Annotated in this window: 15 protein-coding genes; 8 read left to right on the forward strand and 7 right to left on the reverse strand. The window is 68.6% G+C overall.

The window, feature by feature from the left end; all coding sequences use genetic code 11:
• Position 1 precedes the first annotated feature (1 nt).
• The 5 genes from fdhF to AC1DN2_RS04850 form a co-directional block, all read right to left on the reverse strand.
• The gene (gene fdhF, locus AC1DN2_RS04830) at positions 2 to 2,677 is read right to left on the reverse strand and encodes a formate dehydrogenase subunit alpha (RefSeq protein WP_476849424.1); all 2,676 of its coding nucleotides are present in this window, start codon (positions 2,675 to 2,677) and stop codon (positions 2 to 4) included.
• Complete coding sequence (locus AC1DN2_RS04835; RefSeq protein WP_476849425.1) at positions 2,665 to 4,365, reverse strand: NAD(P)H-dependent oxidoreductase subunit E; 1,701 nt, start codon at positions 4,363 to 4,365, stop codon at positions 2,665 to 2,667. The genes fdhF and AC1DN2_RS04835 overlap by 13 nt, the downstream gene beginning before the upstream one ends.
• An 84-nt stretch (positions 4,366 to 4,449) precedes the next feature.
• Entirely contained in the window at positions 4,450 to 5,535 is a 1,086-nt protein-coding gene (locus AC1DN2_RS04840) for an aminoglycoside phosphotransferase family protein (RefSeq protein WP_476849426.1), read from the reverse strand.
• A gap of 76 nt (positions 5,536 to 5,611) precedes the next feature.
• Complete coding sequence (locus tag AC1DN2_RS04845; RefSeq protein WP_223914023.1) at positions 5,612 to 6,340, reverse strand: VIT1/CCC1 transporter family protein; 729 nt, start codon at positions 6,338 to 6,340, stop codon at positions 5,612 to 5,614.
• Between the two features lie 79 nt (positions 6,341 to 6,419).
• Complete coding sequence (locus AC1DN2_RS04850) at positions 6,420 to 7,664, reverse strand: DUF4439 domain-containing protein (protein ID WP_476849427.1); 1,245 nt, start codon at positions 7,662 to 7,664, stop codon at positions 6,420 to 6,422.
• A 105-nt stretch (positions 7,665 to 7,769) separates the two neighbouring features.
• On the opposite strand from AC1DN2_RS04850, the gene AC1DN2_RS04855 reads away from it, so the two are divergent.
• From AC1DN2_RS04855 to trxA, 6 genes are all read left to right on the forward strand, one after another.
• Positions 7,770 to 8,387 carry a ribosome maturation factor RimP gene (locus tag AC1DN2_RS04855; RefSeq protein WP_028277119.1) on the forward strand — a complete coding sequence of 206 codons (618 nt, stop codon included), beginning with the start codon at positions 7,770 to 7,772 and terminating at the stop codon, positions 8,385 to 8,387.
• On the forward strand, positions 8,387 to 9,367 hold the full coding sequence (nusA, locus tag AC1DN2_RS04860; RefSeq protein ID WP_018774503.1) for a transcription termination factor NusA: 981 nt from the start codon (positions 8,387 to 8,389) through the stop codon (positions 9,365 to 9,367). Before AC1DN2_RS04855 ends, nusA begins: the two co-directional genes overlap by 1 nt.
• 157 nt (positions 9,368 to 9,524) lie before the next feature.
• On the forward strand, positions 9,525 to 9,980 hold the full coding sequence (locus tag AC1DN2_RS04865) for a YlxR family protein (RefSeq protein WP_476849428.1): 456 nt from the start codon (positions 9,525 to 9,527) through the stop codon (positions 9,978 to 9,980).
• A gap of 152 nt (positions 9,981 to 10,132) precedes the next feature.
• The gene (infB, locus tag AC1DN2_RS04870; protein ID WP_476849429.1) at positions 10,133 to 13,045 is read left to right on the forward strand and encodes a translation initiation factor IF-2; all 2,913 of its coding nucleotides are present in this window, start codon (positions 10,133 to 10,135) and stop codon (positions 13,043 to 13,045) included.
• Positions 13,046 to 13,337: 292 nt separating this feature from the next.
• The gene (gene rbfA / locus AC1DN2_RS04875) at positions 13,338 to 13,847 is read left to right on the forward strand and encodes a 30S ribosome-binding factor RbfA (RefSeq protein WP_018774499.1); all 510 of its coding nucleotides are present in this window, start codon (positions 13,338 to 13,340) and stop codon (positions 13,845 to 13,847) included.
• 218 nt (positions 13,848 to 14,065) lie between these two features.
• The gene (trxA, locus tag AC1DN2_RS04880; RefSeq protein WP_223914219.1) at positions 14,066 to 14,494 is read left to right on the forward strand and encodes a thioredoxin; all 429 of its coding nucleotides are present in this window, start codon (positions 14,066 to 14,068) and stop codon (positions 14,492 to 14,494) included.
• On the opposite strand, the gene AC1DN2_RS04885 is transcribed toward trxA, so the two are convergent.
• A complete protein-coding gene (locus tag AC1DN2_RS04885; protein WP_028278246.1) occupies positions 14,491 to 14,700 on the reverse strand; it encodes a hypothetical protein in 210 nt (69 codons plus the stop codon). The two genes, trxA and AC1DN2_RS04885, sit on opposite strands and share 4 nt — an antisense overlap.
• An 88-nt stretch (positions 14,701 to 14,788) precedes the next feature.
• The gene (locus AC1DN2_RS04890; RefSeq protein WP_476849430.1) at positions 14,789 to 16,003 is read right to left on the reverse strand and encodes a pyridoxal phosphate-dependent aminotransferase; all 1,215 of its coding nucleotides are present in this window, start codon (positions 16,001 to 16,003) and stop codon (positions 14,789 to 14,791) included.
• An 84-nt stretch (positions 16,004 to 16,087) separates the two neighbouring features.
• On the opposite strand from AC1DN2_RS04890, the gene truB reads away from it, so the two are divergent.
• Positions 16,088 to 17,071 (forward strand): tRNA pseudouridine(55) synthase TruB, encoded by a 984-nt coding sequence (gene truB / locus AC1DN2_RS04895; protein WP_476849431.1) that lies wholly within the window; start codon positions 16,088 to 16,090, stop codon positions 17,069 to 17,071.
• The gene (locus tag AC1DN2_RS04900) at positions 17,071 to 17,424 is read left to right on the forward strand and encodes a hypothetical protein (RefSeq protein WP_230012044.1); all 354 of its coding nucleotides are present in this window, start codon (positions 17,071 to 17,073) and stop codon (positions 17,422 to 17,424) included. The genes truB and AC1DN2_RS04900 overlap by 1 nt, the downstream gene beginning before the upstream one ends.
• Position 17,425 lies beyond the last annotated feature (1 nt).

Raw genomic sequence — 17,425 nt, forward strand, 5'->3', positions numbered from 1 at the left:
GTTACGCGTGCGCGGAGATGCGGACCGCGGTCACCTTGTATTCAGGGCACCCCGTTACCTCGTCCTCCACGGCAGAGGTGAGGCTGTTGACTGTTGCGCCGGGGAAATGGAAGCCCGCGAACACCTGACCGGGTTCCACATCGTCCGTGATCCTGAGCCGCAGGACCGCCATTCCATGCCGGCTGTCCAACCGGACAGTATCGCCATCATTCAGTCCCAGCGCCGCCGCGTCCCCGGGCTCGACGTCGATCGTTTCGTCGGGGAGCAGGACCAGGTTGTCGGTCCGGCGGGTCATGCTGCCGGAGTTGTAATGCTCCGCCCTGCGCCCGGTGACGAGCAGGTACGGATAGGCCGCGTCGCACTGCTCGCCCGGCGGCAGGTACGGCCGCGCGGCCAGGTGTGCCAGACCGTCCGGGGTGGCGAACCGGTCCTGATAGAGCCGAGGTGTTCCGGGGGAAACGGCGGACCCGCACGGCCAATGCAGCGGGCCGTCCCGGTCCAGGCGTGCGTGGGATATTCCGCCGAACAGCGGCGCCAGGCTGGCGCACTCCGCCATGGCCTCCTCCGGTGTGGGGCATCCAAGGTCCGCCCCCATGCCGGCCGCGACGGCGTGCAGCACCGCGAAGTCTGTGCGGACGCCGGCTGGGGGCGCCACGGCGGCCCTGACCCGCTGGAAGCGCCGGTCGAAGTTGACGAACGTGCCGTCCTTCTCGAGCCAGGCGGCCACGGGAAAGACGACGTCCGCTGCGGCGGCCGTGGGGGAGAGGAACAGATCGTTGCAGATCACCAGCGGGCAGGCAGCCAGGGCCGCCCGCACCGAAGCGCTGTCAGGATCGGTGGCGAGCACGTCCTCCCCGATCACCCACAGCGCCTGCAACGCCCCGTCCCGGGCGGCCGCGAACATCTGCGGGATCCGAAGCCCTGGCCGCGACGGCACATCGGCCCGCCAGGCCTCGGCGCAGCGGGTCCGCGCTGCCGGGTCCAAGACCTTCTGGTAGCCGGGCAGCAGGTCAGGCAGAGCCCCCATGTCAGACGCACCCTGGACGTTGTTTTGCCCGCGCAGCGGGTTCACCCCACCGCCGGCACCCGGCCCGACGGCACCGCGCAGGAGTGCCAGGTTGGACAGGGTCCGGACACCGTCCGTGCCGTGCCGGTGTTCGGTCACGCCGAGTCCGTAGAAGATTGCCGGGACCAGCGCCTGACCGTACATCACGGCGGCGCGCACGAGGTCGTGCGCCGGGACACCGGAGATTTCGGCTACGCGTTCCGGCGGGTAGTCCTCGAGCAACCCGAGCAGCTCGTCATAGCCGTTGGTGTGGGTATCAAGGAAGGCGGAGTCCAGGAGCCCCTCGCGGACCAGGACGTGGGCCAGGCCGTTGAACACGGCCACGTTGGTTCCCGGCCGGGGCCGCAGGTGGACGTCGGCGTGCCGGGCGAGGAACGTGCGCCGGGGATCCACCACCACCAGGCGGGCGCCGTCCATGACCCGCTGGAAGATCCGTGAACCGACAACGGGGTGCGCCGCCGTCGGATTCGCGCCAACCAGGAGGATAACGTCGCACCGGTCGAGGTCATCGAATGCATTCGTGCCGCCGCCCAGACCAAACGTGGCGGCCAGGCCGGCCGCCGAGGGGGCGTGACAGAGCCGGGCGCAGTTGTCCACGTTGTTTGTCCCCATGACTGCCCGGGCGAATTTCTGGGCCAGATAGTTCTCCTCGTTGGTGGCCCGGGCCGAGGAGATGACGGCGAATCCGCCCGGGTCCGCGTCCCGGATCCCGGCAAGCCTGGCGGCCACGTAACCCGTTGCGGCCTCCCACGACGCGGGCGCCAGGGTTCCGTTCCTGCGGATCAGCGGGGTTGTCAGACGGTCTGTTGAACCCAGGAACCCGTGGGCGAACCGTCCCTTGACACACGCGTGGCCGCGATTCACTGAGCCCTCACCGGCGGGCCGGACGGTCATGATCACGTTGTCACGGGTGGAGACCTCCAGGGTGCAGCCGACGCCACAATACCCGCAGGTGGTCCGGGTCTGCCGTTCGATCGGCAGCATGTTGAGCAGCCCGGGCTCGGACAGGGCGCCGGTGGGACACGTATCCACGCACGCCCCGCACGAGACACAGTCGGACTCCGCCCAGGGGCCACCCGTGCCCGGCGCCACCACCGTGCCGGCTCCGCGGCCCGTGAGGGTCAGGGCGAACGTGCCCTGGATCTCCGCGCAGGCGCGGACACACCGCCCGCAGGCAATACAGAGATCGCGGTCAAGCTTGACGTACGGGTGGGAGTGGTCAAGTCCGCGCTCCGGCGGCGTGACGGCACCAGACGGGGCAGTCACCCCGTAGTCGGCGCATTGCCGGGCCAGTTCGCTGCGGTCGGCCGGGACGTCCAGCGCCCGCGTCGGCAGCCCCGCGACGATGGCCCGCAGGGCATCCCGCCGCAACGCCCGGGACGCCTCGACGGCGACGCGCAATCCGTCCTCCGCCGGGGTGCTGCAGGCGGCGGCCGGGCCCCGGCCGGTGATGTCGACCAGGCACGTACGGCACGAGGCCACGGTGGTGAGCCGGTCATCGTGGCACAACGTCGGGAGGGCCAGACCGGCCGCCCGCACAGCATCGAGCAGCGTGGCTCCGGCCGCGACCTCGACCAGTCGGCCGTCGACAACGAGTTTCACGACGGCCATCCGTCCAGGCCGTAGACGCGGGCAAGGCTTAACACCGCGGACGGCACCCGGCGGCCGAAAGCGCACAGGCTGCCCGCCGCCATCGTGCGCAGCACCTCGCCGCGTTCCCGGCGGATATCCGGCCCGTCAGACCGCTCCGACAGGGCCCGGCCGCGCCATGTCCCCACCCGGCAGGGCGAGCACTGCCCGCAGCTCTCCGCCGCCGCAAAGTCCCACAGGTTCCGCAGCACCTGCTCGCCCGAAAGCCTGTCATCGAAGGCGACGATCCCTGCGTGGCCGAGGGCCGCTCCCCGGCTGGTGAGGGCGGCATCGCTCAGGGGCACATCCAGGTCGGCCGGGCCGAGGAAGCCGCCCAGGGGGCCGCCGATTTGCAGTGCACGCATCGCTGCCCCGTCCCGAAGCCCGCCGCCGAGATCTTCCACGATCCGCCGGACCGGCGTGCCGATCTCCACCTCGTAGGCGCCGGGCCGGAGAAACCGTTCGGACAGGCAGGCGACCACCGTGCCGGCCTCGTCCGCGGTCCCCATCGCCGCGTATGCGGCTCCGCCGTGCTGCACTATCCACGGCACCGCACTGAGTGTTTCCACGTTGTTGACTACGGTGGGCCGTCCGTGGAGCCCCCGTGTGGTGGGAAACGGCGGGCGTGGCCGCACGACGCCGCGCAGGCCTTCGAGCCCGTTCAACAGGGCCGTTTCCTCGCCGGAGACATACGACCCCGCGCCAACAGCTACGTGGATCTCCAGGCTGAATCCGCTGCCTCCCGCGTCCGGGCCGAGGTGCCCGGCAGCGCGTGCCTCGAGCAGCGCTTCCTTCAGGCGGGCGACGGCGTGGGGATACTCTGAGCGGACAAACACGACGCCGGTTTCCGCGCGGACAGCGAAGCAGGCCAGGGCGAGGCCTTCGAGCACCCGGTGCGGGTCCTGTTCCATGAGCAAGCGGTCCGCAAAGGAACCGGGGTCGCCCTCATCACCGTTGGCCACAACCACCCGCGGTGAAGGGTGTTCCAGTGCGGCCCGCCATTTGGCGGCGACGCGGAAGCCGGCTCCGCCCCGTCCCTTCAGACGGGCGGATTCGACCTGGCTGAGGACATCTTCAGGTGTTCCTGCGGCGACGACGCCGGGCCAGGCCGACCATGGCGTCGATGCTCCGAGCAGCCCGGCGGTCACCACAGGATACGCACTGTCACAGGACACCGGGATGGGCGGCGCCTTCCGCGGTGACGACCCCTGCAACTGGGCCGCCAGGTCGGGCCCAGCACACGCGTCCCCGCCGTCGAGGGCCGCCGGTCCGCCGAAGCAGTAGCCCAGGCAGCGCACTTCCTGGAGCGATACGGCGCCGTCCGCGCTTCGGCTCCCCGACTCCACTCCCAGCGCCGCTTCCACTTCCGCCATGTGCCTGCCGCCGGACGCCGCGAAGCAGGCGGCTGCACCGCAGGCCCGGATGTGCCGGGTTCCGTGCGGCGCGGAGAAGTCGGCGAAAAACGATGCCGGTCCCTCGGCCGCTGCGGCGGGCAAGCCGAGCGCACGGGCGATCTCGGCCGGGGAGTTAACGGAGCCGCGGAGCATACTCTTGATCTCCACGATGGGCCGCTCGAAGCGGGCGGCATACCGGAGGAAAGGATCGTCATTGTCCCGACCCTTCTGCCCGGCAGGTTCGGCGGCTGAGCGCCCGCCACGGGGTTTGTGCATGTGTCCAGCCTTCTCCCCGGCACCCCCGGTCGGGGAAGAGCCAAAAGTCCCCGGATCGCCAAGTGCTGAAGGAGCCGGCTGCGGCTAGTGCTGGTCCGCCGCCCAGTGGGCCATGTCCTGGCCCGGATCGGGCAGCTCCTGCGGGGCGGGCAGGCCGGGAAGCGTCCGGCCCGCCAGCGTGCTCGCCACCCACAGCGATCGGGCCAGATCGCCGTCATAGTGGCGCTGCGAGGCATACCAGAGGGCGTTCTCCACCTCGCGCGCCAGGCTCCACTGCCGGGCGGCCTCGGCGTCGAGCCCGGCTGCGGCACTGAAATCCCCGCACCGCGCGAGCAGGGCCCGCCCGGGATCCTGCTGCGGCAGTTCCCGGAGCCTGTTCCACAGCACCGGGGCCACCGCGAACTCCGCCTCCCCGATCATGGGCTGGGGATCAATCGCAGCGTACTCCAGCGGCGGTGTTTCCTTCCGGGCTCCAGGGTCCGGCACGCCGGGACGGGCCAGCACGTTCAAATAGTGCAGGTCCGCGTGGACCAGGACGTCTTTGCCGGACCGCCGGCCCACGGCGCCGCGGGTCTGGCAGACCTCCAGCGCCGCTTCGAGCAGCCATCGCGGGAACGGCCGCCCCAGTTGCTCCCACGCCTCAGGGAATTCATCGCTCCACCGCTCGGCCCGTGCCGCCACGTGGTCGATTTCCCGCCACTCCGGCCGGCTGTCCGGGACCACGCTGAGCTGGCGGACCACGCCGCCCCACGCGGTCACCGCCGTGTCCAGCGGGACATCCAGGAGGGAGCGGCAGGCGTCCAGGCGCTCGAGGAGCAGGGCGCAGGAACCGGCGTCGGCGGCCAGCAGCCTGACGGCGCCGTGACCTCCCCACAGGGCGAGGGCGTGGTGTTCGCGGGTGGCCTCCTCATGCGGAAAAGCCAGCTTCAGCACGGCTGCCTCGCCCTTGCCCGGGGACCCCTGCCCGTCCCGGCGCCGCACGGGAATGACGACGCCGCCGTGCCCGTTCCAGGGAAGTGCACCCGGTTCCAGATCCGGCTCCAGGTCCCACTGGTCGAGGAATCGCCCGATCAGGTCAGGAAGTGTTGCCAGCCAGGTGCGTCCCGCAGGGGTACGGGCGTACCGGCGGGAAAGATCAGGCGGGATGGGGACGTCTGGGATCGCGTTCACGGGACCTATCGTAGGGCCGGAGGGGTCGCCGCCGCGTTGGCGGGCCTCGGATGGTTCCTCTGGGACCGGGGGGCCTTTAGACGATGCCGCTCGCGCCGAGCGCGTTGCCGATCGCGAACGTTGCCACCAGCGCAACGGCGCCGCCAATCACCACGCGGATCGCTGCTTTGAGCTTTGAACCGCCGCCAATCCACGCGCCCACGGCGCCGGTGGCGGCCAACGCCACGAGCACGGCCACGAAGGTCAGCGGAATCCTGATGCTTTCCGGCGGCAGCAGGATGGCCAGCATGGGCAGGATTGCACCGGCGAGGAACGCGATGGCGGAAGCGAACGCCGCGTGCCACGGGCTCACGATGTCGGTCTCGTCAATATGGAGTTCGGCTGAGAGGTGCGCGCCGAGCGCGTCGTGCGCCGTCAGTTCCTTGGCCACCGTCCGTGCGGTCGCGGGGCTGAGGCCCTTGCCCTGGTAGATCGCCGCGAGCTCCTCGAGCTCTTCCTCCGGCTGTTCCTCCAGTTCCCGGCGCTCCTTTTCAATCAAGGCGTGCTGGCTGTCCTTCTGGCTGCTGACGGAGACATATTCCCCGAGCGCCATCGAGATAGCGCCGCCCACCACGCCCGCGGCGCCCGCGAGCAGGATTGCTCCGGTGTCGGTGGTGGCGCCGGCGACGCCGACGACGATCGCTGCGACGGAGACGATGCCGTCATTGGCCCCCAGAACGCCCGCGCGGAGCCAATTGAGGCGGTGTGCGATGTCATTGTGGTGCGGCTCGTTCTCGTGCTGGGTTGCGGCGCCGGTCGTTTCCATGCCTACAGCAAATCACCCGGCGCCGGGGCATGCCAGTATTCCAAGGCTTACCAAAATAAGCCGAGGCTTGCTCCGGCGTTCAGCCCGCGGGCTGCGACGGCGTTTCGCCCGCCGGCCGCGTCGGCATCGAGGCCCTGTCCAGGCCCGGCAGGGCGCCGGAATCCGCACCCCACTGCACCGCCCGCTTCGCAGACCCGAACAGGGCAGCGATGGCCCACTGCCGGGTCCCGCCCTCACTCAGCGCCACGAGGTCGCCATAGACCGGCAGGGCGGCGGCTTCCAGGTCGCCGAGGCCGGCGGCGGGGGAGGCCAGGAAGGACGGCGCCAGCGCGTAGCCCGCCTCGCGTGGTGGCACCGCGGAACAGTGCAGCCGGCTCAGGGATTCCACGGCGCCAAGGAGCGCGTCATGATGGGCCAGTTCCTCGGCCGCGGATTTCGCCGCGTCGCCACCGAGCCGGGTCAGCGCCACCTGGTAGCCGTAGATGGTCTGCGCCTCGGTCCGCGCAGCCGACGCCAGGGCGCCGCCGAGGCTGGACGCGGCCGCGGATGGCTCTCCTTCGGGCTGCGCTGCTGTGGACGGTTCCGCTGCGGCCGGACCCTCTGTGGAGGGCGCCGTCGCGGACGGCGACGGGCAGGTCCCGGACACCTGCGGCGAGGTTACGTCGGCTGCCGGCGCCGCCGTTCCGGTGCCGGCGGCGAGGGCGGACGCCTGCAGCAGCTGAGCGGTGCCGACGGCGGCCAACAGCCGTGCCATGCCGCCGTCGGCCTTGGCAGCGTCCGCAAGGCGCTGGCGGCCGCTGTCTGCCAAGGCCGCCACCAGCCCGGCTGCGGTCGCCGGAAGAGGTGCGGCGGACGCCCCGGAGTCGGGCGCTCCGGAAGCGGACTGAGTCGATGCGGCGTAGGACGCTGCCGGGGGCGTTGCCCGGCCGGAGGCGGCGGCCGCGCCGGCCGGGTCCGCAGGACTTTCTCCGGGCGCCAGCAGCGCTTGCGCCTGGAGTGTCAGCAAGGTCACAGTCCGCTCGATGGCGGGATTCCCGGCAGCGGCCGGACGGCCATCCGCGCCCTCGGCCGGGCTGTCTTTTGAACCGGCCCGGGCCGCGGTGCCAAGCTGGCTGCCGGCGTCCAGCAGTTGCCGGGTTTCGGCCAGTGCGGCGGCGCGCGCCTGCTCAGAAAAGGGCGGCGCCGCAGGTTCCGGCGGCCTGGCCGGCGTCAGGACCACGCCCAGGCTCACCACCACCAGGGCGAGGCACACCAAAAGCACATAGCGGGGGAGCGACCGGGGAAAGTGATCCTGCCATCGCTTTTCCCTGGTGTCGTCTTTCACAACAGACCATGTTGTCATGCCGGCCCGGAACTGCGTGCACCACGCCGCCCGGAAAATCGCTAGGCTAGTACACACAACATCATCTAGCGGGAGGCGGCCGGCATCATGACCAACGCAGAAGCCACGACTTCAACAGACCGGACCGGAACGGGAAAGGCTGAAGCCGCAACCGTTCAAAATGTCGAGGCCGAGCGCCTTCACGCACTCCTGGAACCCGCAGTGCTGGCGAACCGGCTGTACCTGGAGGACGTATCCATCCATGTCGCCGGCGCCAACCGGGTGGTCCACGTAGTGGTGGACCTGCCGCAGGAGGAGACCGGGGGCGTCGGGCTCGACGTCATCGCCGAGATCTCCAAGACCCTCTCGGACACCCTGGACAACGACCCCAGCATGGACGCGCGCCCCTATGAGCTCGAAGTCTCTTCACCCGGCGTCGGCCGTCCACTGACAGAGGAGCGGCACTGGCACCGCGCCCGCGGGCGGATGGTCAACGTGAACGTGATCCAAGGCGACAACGTCACCGGCAGGGTCCAGTCCGTGGACGATGGGGGAGTCACCCTCGTTCCGGAAATTGCCGTCAAGAAGGGCATGAAGCCCAAACAGGGTGAACCCGTCAAGCTTCCTTTCGACAGGATCCGCAGCGGAAAAGTCGAGATAGAGTTCAGCCACCTCGAAGAGGCCGGCTTGGAAAAAGCAAACAATGGACCTTCTGAGGAGGCCTGATGGATATTGACATGAGCGCACTGAGACTCCTGGAGCGTGAGCGTGAAATCCCGCTGGATCTCCTGATTCCAACAATCGAGCAGGCACTGCTCGTGGCCTATCACAAGACCCCCGGCGCCTTCGAAAAGGCCCGGGCCGAGCTCGACCGCAAGAGCGGCCACGTGACCATCTGGGCCACCGAGATCGACGACGACGGCGCCCCGATCGGCGAGTTCGAGGACACCCCCGCGGGCTTCGGACGCATCGCGGCGAGCACCGCACGGCAGATCATCCTGCAGCGCCTCCGGGACGCTGAGGACGACAACGTGCTGGGCCAGTTCAAGGGCCGTGAAGGTGAGCTTGTCGCCGGCACCATCCAGCAGGGCAACAACCCGCACATGATCCAGGTGAACCTGGGCACGGTGGAGGCACTGCTGCCGCCGCCCGAGCAGGTTCCCGGCGAGAAGTACATCCACGGTAACCGGCTGCGCGCTTTCGTGATCGACGTCCACCGCGGCACCAAGGGCCCGTCCATCACGCTGTCGCGCTCCCACCCCGGGCTCGTCCGGAAGCTCTTCGAACTCGAAGTTCCCGAGATCGCGGACCGTTCGGTCGAGATCGTGGCGCTTGCCCGCGAAGCCGGCCACCGCACCAAGATCGCCGTGAAGGCAAACACCCCCGGCGTGAACGCCAAGGGCGCCTGCATCGGTGAAATGGGTTCGCGTGTCCGGGCGGTCATGACTGAACTGAACGACGAGAAGATCGACATCGTTGACTACAACGACGATCCTGCGACCTTCATCGCCAGCGCCCTCTCGCCGTCGCGCGTGAATTCGGTCACAATCACCGACGAGGCGACGCGTTCGGCCCGGGTGGTCGTTCCCGACTACCAGCTCTCCCTCGCCATCGGCAAAGAGGGCCAGAACGCCCGTCTCGCCGCCAAGCTCACGGGATGGCGAATCGACATCGTCTCCGACGCCGCCGTCAACACCGGCAAATAGCGCAAACGCGCAAGCGCACGAACACGCGCACGAACACGGGCTGCGGGCCGCCATCGCGGCCCGCGGCCTGTGTGCGCTCTCACGGGTTAGCCGTGATTTCCAAGCTGACCGGCATGCCTGGGTTCGGGACCCGGGCGCCGGAGGGGCTAGAATAGACATGACCGCGCCTAACGGCCGGTATCCGTGTGTCATTGGCGCGTCTGGGTTTTTCCCGGATTCCCGGGACGCGGTGATTCACCAAGCAGCTGTACTGGCAGGAAGATACTCGAACGTGGCACATGTGCAACACCTCGGGAATCAGCCGCAGCGCACCTGTATCGGATGCCGACAAAAAGGATCGCGGTCGGAGTTACTCCGGCTCGTCGCCGGCGCCGGTGGTTCGTCCGCCGTCGTGGTGGATGAACGACGCCGGATGGCTGGCCGGGGAGCATGGCTGCACCCCAGCGAAAAGTGCCTGGCACTGGCGGTCAAACGTCGAGCGTTCGGCCGCGCCCTCAACGGCGCAGCCGGTACGGCCGATGTTGAACGCCGGATCACTGCCGGCACGGAAGCCGTGGGCACCCCGGTGGCCGCAGCAACAACCGTCCAACCTGAAAGCGGGTCAGAAAACTGATGGAAACCCGATGAGTTCCCAGCGATGAGTGCGCAACGATGACAACTTTGTTGCGCTCTGCAATGGGCCTTTCAGCTGCATTCGCGGCGGAGGCCCGCAGTAAGAAGTAGACGGTTCGTGCCTGGCTCGGTGCGGACCGAGACAGGAGAAATGTGGCCAAGGTCCGCGTACATGAGCTTGCTAAAGAGCTCGGTATTACTTCCAAAGATGCAGTAACCAAACTGCAGGAACTGGGCGAATTCGTTCGCTCCGCCTCGTCAACAATCGAGGCTCCCGTTGTGCGGAAACTGCGCAACGCTTACCCCGACGCCCCCGCAGCTTCGAAGTCCGAAGCTCCGGCGTCCGCCCCCCAGGCATCTGCCAGCCCGGCAGCGACCCGTCCGGCGCCTGCACCCGGCCCCGCTGCGCCCGCAGCGCCGGCGGCTGCAGCACCCAAGGCTGAAGCTCCGGCTCCGGCCGCTGCGGCACCTGCCGCCGCGCCCGCCGCTCCGGCAGCCCCCGCCGCCCAGGCTCCGGCAGCCCCCGCTGCCCAGGCCCCGGCCGCTCCGTCGACGGGCGTCAAGCCCGGCGCGCGTCCGGCCCCTAAGGCCGAAACCCCGGCTGCTCCGGCACGCCAGGGTGGTTCTGCACCGCGTCCGGGCGGTCCCCGTCCCGGCAACAACCCGTTCGCCACGTCCCAGGGCATGCCCCGCGGCCGCGGCGGCGACAACGAACGTCCCTCGCGTCCGGGCAACAACCCGTTCGCTCCTTCCCAGGGAATGCCCCGTCCGGGCGGAAGCCGCACCGAGGGTGAACGCCCCGGTGGTCCGCGCCCCGCAGCAGGCGCTGGCGGCCCCCGTCCGGGTGGTCCCCGTCCGGCAGCAGGCGCAGGCGGCCCCCGCCCCGGCGCCCCGCGTCCGGCCGGCGCTCCCGGCGCCGGTCGTCCGGCAGGAGCCGGCGGCAACCGCCCGACTCCCGGCATGATGCCTAACCGCACCGAACGTCCCGCACCCGCTGGTGCCGGCCGTCCCGGCGGCGGAGGCCGTGGTCCGGGCCGTCCGGGTGGCGCTCCGGGTACCGGTGCTCCCGGTGCCGGTGGCGGCGCTCCGGCCGGTGGTGGCTTTGGTAAGGGCGGTCGCGGTCGCGGCGGCACCCAGGGCGCCTTCGGTAAGGGCGGCGCAGGCCGTGGCAAGCAGCGCAAGTCGAAGCGTGCCAAGCGTCAGGAACTGGAGCAGATGAGCGCTCCGTCGCTGGGTGGCGTGAGCGTACCCCGCGGCGACGGCAACACCGTAGTCCGGCTTCGCCGTGGCTCGTCCATCACGGACTTTGCCGACAAGATCGAGGCAAACCCGGCAGCACTGGTGACGGTCCTCTTCCACCTCGGCGAAATGGCCACGGCCACGCAGTCGCTGGATGAAGAGACCTTCGCCCTGCTCGGCGAGGAGCTTGGCTACAAGCTCCAGGTTGTGTCCCCGGAGGACGAGGAGCGCGAGTTGCTCTCCACCTTCGACATCGACTTCGACGCCGAACTGGAAGCCGAAGGCGATGAAGACCTCGAGGCACGTCCTCCGGTTGTCACCGTCATGGGTCACGTTGACCACGGTAAGACCCGACTGCTCGATGCCATCCGCAAGTCCGACGTTATGGCGGGCGAGCACGGCGGTATCACGCAGCACATCGGTGCCTACCAGGTCACCCACGCCCACGAAGGCATCGATCGCAAAATCACCTTCATCGATACTCCGGGCCACGAGGCGTTCACCGCCATGCGTGCCCGTGGTGCGAAGGTCACCGACATCGCCATCCTGGTGGTCGCAGCGGACGACGGCGTCATGCCGCAGACCGTTGAAGCCCTCAACCACGCCCAGGCGGCCAACGTGCCGATCGTCGTGGCCGTGAACAAGATCGACAAGGAAGGCGCCAACCCGGACAAGGTCCGCGGCCAGCTGACCGAGTACGGCCTGGTTCCGGAAGAATACGGTGGCGACACCATGTTCGTGGAGGTCTCCGCCCGCCAGAACCTGAACATCGACGAGCTCCTCGGCGCCGTTCTGCTCACCGCAGACGCTGCCCTGGACATGCGCGCCAACCCGAACAAGGACGCCCGCGGTATCGCGATTGAAGCCAACCTGGACAAGGGCCGCGGTTCCGTGGCCACCGTCCTGGTTCAGTCCGGTACCCTGCACGTCGGCGACACCATCGTGGCAGGCACGGCCCACGGCCGCGTCCGTGCGATGTTCGACGACGACGGCAGCGCCCTGACCGAGGCCGGCCCGTCCCGCCCCGTGCAGGTGCTGGGTCTGTCCAACGTCCCGCGCGCCGGTGACACCTTCTTCGTGACCGCTGACGAGCGTACCGCCCGCCAGATCGCCGAGAAGCGTGAAGCCGCCGACCGCAACGCCGCCCTGGCCAAGCGCCGCAAGCGCATCAGCCTGGAAGACTTCGACCAGGCCGTCGCCGATGGCAAGATCGACACCCTCAACCTCATCCTCAAGGGTGACGTGTCCGGTGCCGTGGAAGCCCTCGAAGACGCGCTGCTCAAGATCGACGTCGGCGAGGGTGTCCAGCTCCGCGTCATCCACCGCGGTGTCGGTGCGATCACGCAGAACGACGTCAACCTGGCAACGGTCGACAGCGCCGTCATCATCGGCTTCAACGTCAAGCCCGCCGAGCGTGTTGCCGAACTGGCAGACCGCGAAGGCGTGGACATGCGCTTCTACTCCGTCATCTACGCAGCAATCGATGACATCGAGGCAGCCCTCAAGGGCATGCTCAAGCCGGAGTACGAAGAGGTCCAGCTTGGCACCGCCGAGGTCCGCGAAGTGTTCCGTTCCTCCAAGTTCGGCAACATTGCAGGCTCGATCGTCCGCTCCGGTGTTATCCGGCGCAACGCCAAGGCCCGCATCAGCCGCGACGGCAAGATCATCGGTGACAACCTCACCGTTGAGACGCTCAAGCGCTTCAAGGACGACGCAACCGAGGTCCGCACGGACTTCGAGTGTGGTATCGGTCTTGGCTCGTTCAACGACATCACCGAAGGTGACATCATCGAGACCTTCGAGATGCGCGAGAAGCCGCGCCTCTAAGTTGGTTTAGCAGTACAGGTGCGGGGCCGTTGGATTTTCCGGCGGCCCTGCACTTTTCCGCCGTAGAGGGGGCCCCGCCCCTACGCTGGGTGGCCGACGTCTTACGACGTCGGCCACCCAGCTCCGGCAGGCCCGATGCCACTCCCGGGCCCCCTCCACGGCTCCAAAGGGCCGCCGGAAGAAACCAACGGGAGTCCGTCGTAGACTCGCCTTAGGCGCGTGGCATGAAAACCCAACTGGTGTACGGCAGCCGTTACAGCGCCGTCGTACATCCAAATTTTTAGGAGTGGAAATGGCTGATCCCGCACGGGCTGCCAAGTTGGCGCAGCGGATTAAGGTTGTCGTTGCTGAGGCGCTGGGCCGGAGGGTGAAGGATCCCCGCCTGGAAGGCGTCACCGTGACCGACTCGCGGGTGACCAACGACCTGCAGCACGCAACTGTTTACTACACCGTGTTCGGTGACGAAGTGGCCCAGGCCGACGCCGCCAAGGGGCTGGAGAAGGCCAAGGGCGTGCTGCGGCAGGAAGTCGGGCGGAACATCACCGTGCGGCTGACTCCGACGCTCGAGTTCGTGGCTGACCAGATCCCCGTCAACGCCTCGAACCTTGAGGAGCTGCTCCGGGCGGCGAAGAAGCGCGACGCCGAGGTGGCCGCGCTTGCCGAAAGTGCCAAGCACGCCGGCGACGCCGATCCTTACAAGAGTGACACTCCGCAGGACGTGGAGCTCGACGAGGACGACTTTGACGAAGAGGACCTGGACCTCATCGACAACGACGCAATCGATGAGGACCGCAACAAGTAGGAATGCCTTCAACAGCAGGGGCCGGAACCGGTAACGGATCCGGCCCCTGCTGTCGTATCCGTTCGGAAAGATCCAGCTGCCGTTGCCGGTGACCCGGGATCCGGGTGAAAACCGCCTCGAGTCTGTCCGGGAGCGGCGTGGAGGTGGACGGCCGGGCCACGGTTGACGAATATAGAAGCATCAAGGACCGCAGTTATGCGCAAAGGTGGCGGAGTGCCGTGGAGTCCAGCCTGACCAAATGCCCGCACTGCGGGAAGACCAACCGGATTCCCGCGGCCGCTGCCGGGCACCCGCGCTGCGGCAACTGCGGCCGGGACCTTGCCTGGATCGTGGCGGCGTCCGACGCCGATTTCCCGGTTGTCGCGGAGCAATCCACCGTTCCGGTTCTCGTCGATTTCTGGGCGGCGTGGTGTGGGCCGTGCCGAATGGTCAGCCCGGTGCTGGACAAGCTGGCCGTGGAGCGGGCTGGAAAGTTCAAGCTGGTGAAGGTCGACGTCGACAGCTCCCCGGGATTGTCCCGGAGATTCGATATCCAGGCCATCCCGACGCTGCTCGTCATCAAGAACGGCGCGGTGGCAGCGCGCCAGGCCGGTGCGCCGCCGTCGGCCGCCCTTCGCAGCTGGCTCGACGCCGCACTGTCCGCCTAGCGGCGTCTTGAGCGTCCTCGGGCTCCCAGCCCGCCGCCCAGCACGGGAGATCCCATGCCCAGGAGGTAGCCGAAGTCGTACCAGTTCCCCGCGCGGGCGGAGTTATAGAACGGGAATTCACTCCAGAACCCGAATACATGGGCGATCAGGACGATCCATGCCGTCAGCCCATTCCAGAAACCCCACAGCAGGTCTTGCCACCACACGATGTACTCCCTCGGCTGGAAATCCACGGCGCCCTGTCGGGCCAGGTCCGACGCCAGGACAGTGGGCCAGCCTGGAAGCGCCGTGAGCTCAGGCTAGGGCGCCGGCCGGCCCGGCGATAGGGCCGGTGGACCTGTCGGTGCCCGCAGCCGGCTCGCGTGCAGGGATGCGCCCGAGGCCATCCACCAAATCGGCCTGGCTGCCGCAGAGCGCGATCCGGATCCAGCCTTCGCCGATCGAGCCGAACGCCGTGCCGGGGGCGAAGGCCACCCCGGAGTCCGCCAGGAAGCGGCGCGTCCATGACCGGACATCCCCGCCACTGGCATGCGAGACGTCCGCCCACAAATAGAACGCGCCTTGGGCCGCGAGGTAGGGGATGCCGTGGGCGCGCAGCACCGCCGAGGCCGCGTCGCGGTTGGCCCGGTAGTGGGCATGGGCGTGGCTGACGTAGTCCTGCGGACCGGTCAGCGCTGCCAGCGCGGCGTACTGCGACGGCGAGGCCACGCACGACACGATCGACTCCATCACGTTGTTCATCTTCTGTTCCAGCCCCGGCGGGCAGATCAGCGCACCGATCCGCAGTCCCGTCAGCCCGTAGGTTTTGGAGAGCGTGAGCGAGGTGAAAACGCGTGCTTCGCCCGGGACGTCGCTGTCGAAGCGGGCCGGGCTGACGTGCGGGACATCGTAGGTGAACGCCTCGTAGCATTCGTCGGAGATGACCCACAGATCGTGCCGCCTCGCCAGCTCCACGAGCCGGCGGGTCAGGTCCTCGCCCAGGACAGCGCCGAGCGGGTTGGACGGGGAATTCAGGATCAGCACCTTGGTTCGGGGCGTGATGAGCGCCTCGATGTCCTCGATCCGTGGCTGGAAATCGTGCTCCGGGTACAGCGGGTAGCGGACCGGAACGGCGTGCAGCAGGCTGCTCGTCATCGCGAAGGTGGGGTAGCCGGGATTGGGGATGAGGATCTCATCCCCGGGGGAGAGCAACAGGCTCATGGCGAAATGCAGGCCCTGCTGGGCGCCGTCGACCACGTACACGCGCTCCGCGCCGACCGGCGTCGCATTGTGTTCACGGAAGCGGGCGGCGAAGGCCTCCCGCAGCGCGGGGATCCCGGCGTTAGGTGTGTAGTTGGTCTCGTCCCGGTCCAGGCACGCCATGCCGGCCTCGAGGACATGGCGGGGGACTGCGAAGCCCGGCTCCCCGATACTCAGCACGATCGCACCGGGCGTTCCCCAGGCGGCTTCGGTGATCTCGCGGATCTGGTTAATCGGGACGTCGCGGACATGTGCGGCAAGCTCGGGCATGTCTGCCATCCTAACGCCCGGCGTCCGCGGTGGCGGCGGGACGGTGGGCGTCGGGGCGGGGCTGGCCCGCATATACTGGGAGGCGTGCTTTCTGGACTGGTGATAGTAGACAAGCCGCAAGGTTGGACCAGCCACGATGTGGTTGGACGGATGCGGCGGATTGCCGGTACCCGAAAGGTCGGCCACGCCGGGACACTGGATCCGATGGCCACCGGCGTTCTGGTGGTGGGCATCAACAAGGCCACCCGGCTGCTGACCTACATCGTGGGCACGTCCAAGACCTACACCGCCACCATCAGGCTCGGTGAATCCACCGTCACGGACGACGCCGAAGGCGAGATCACCGCCACCCGCAGCGCCGCCGGGGTCACCGTAGACGCCGTCCGCGCCGGCGTCGCGGCACTGACCGGGGAAATCGAGCAGGTTCCCAGCAGCGTCAGTGCCATCAAGGTCAACGGCGAACGCGCCTACGCCCGGGTCCGGTCCGGTGAAGAGGTCAAGCTCGCGGCCCGGCCGGTGACCATCCACCGCTTTGAGATCCACGAGACCCGTCCCGTCCACGACGGCGAGTCCCTCGACGTGGACGTCACCGTGGAGTGCTCCTCCGGTACCTACATCCGTGCCCTGGCCCGCGACCTCGGCGATGCTCTCGGCGTCGGCGGCCACCTGACTGCACTGCGGAGGACTCAAGTGGGTCCATACACCCTTGATCAGGCGCACACCCTCGAACAATTGGCCGAGACGCTGGACGTCCTGGAAATCTCGGACGCGGCCCGGGCGCTGATGCCGAACCGTGAACTCAGCGAGGCGGAAACCACCGAGATTTCCTTCGGCCGCAGGATCGGAGCCGGAGCAGCGGCAGGCACGCCGGAGGCAGCGACCGCGGACAAACCGGCAGCGGCGTTCGCGCCGGACGGTTCGCTCGTGGCCCTCCTGGCCGATGCGGGAAGCTACGCCAAACCAGTGCTCGTCTTCGCGCCGGATAATGAAAAGCCCGGCAACGAAAAGCCCGGCAACGGCAAGCCGGCCACAGATAAGCAGCCCACAGATAAGCTGGCCGGCCAGTAGTGGACGCGTATTTCTACATCATTCTGGTGGTTGGCCTGCTCTCCAGCATCATCTGCGTCGTCGCGGGCCTCCTGAAGAAGGCGCCCAACGACACGACGATACTGTCGGTGGCCGCCGTCGAACTTGCCCTCCTGGTCTATCTGGGGGGTTCGATTGTCCGGGTGGCCAGCGGCGAGCGGATCGCGGGGGAGGCTTGGGAGTTCTGGGGCTATCTGGCGACGGCGCTGATCCTCCCGATTGGGGCCGTGTACTGGTCCATCCTGGAGCGGACCCGCTGGAGCAACTTTGTCCTGGCCGCCGTCGGCGTCACCGCCCTGGTGATGGCGGCGCGCATGAACCAGATCTGGTATTGAG

The sequence above is a fragment of the Arthrobacter sp. 01L42 genome, assembly GCF_056400005.1.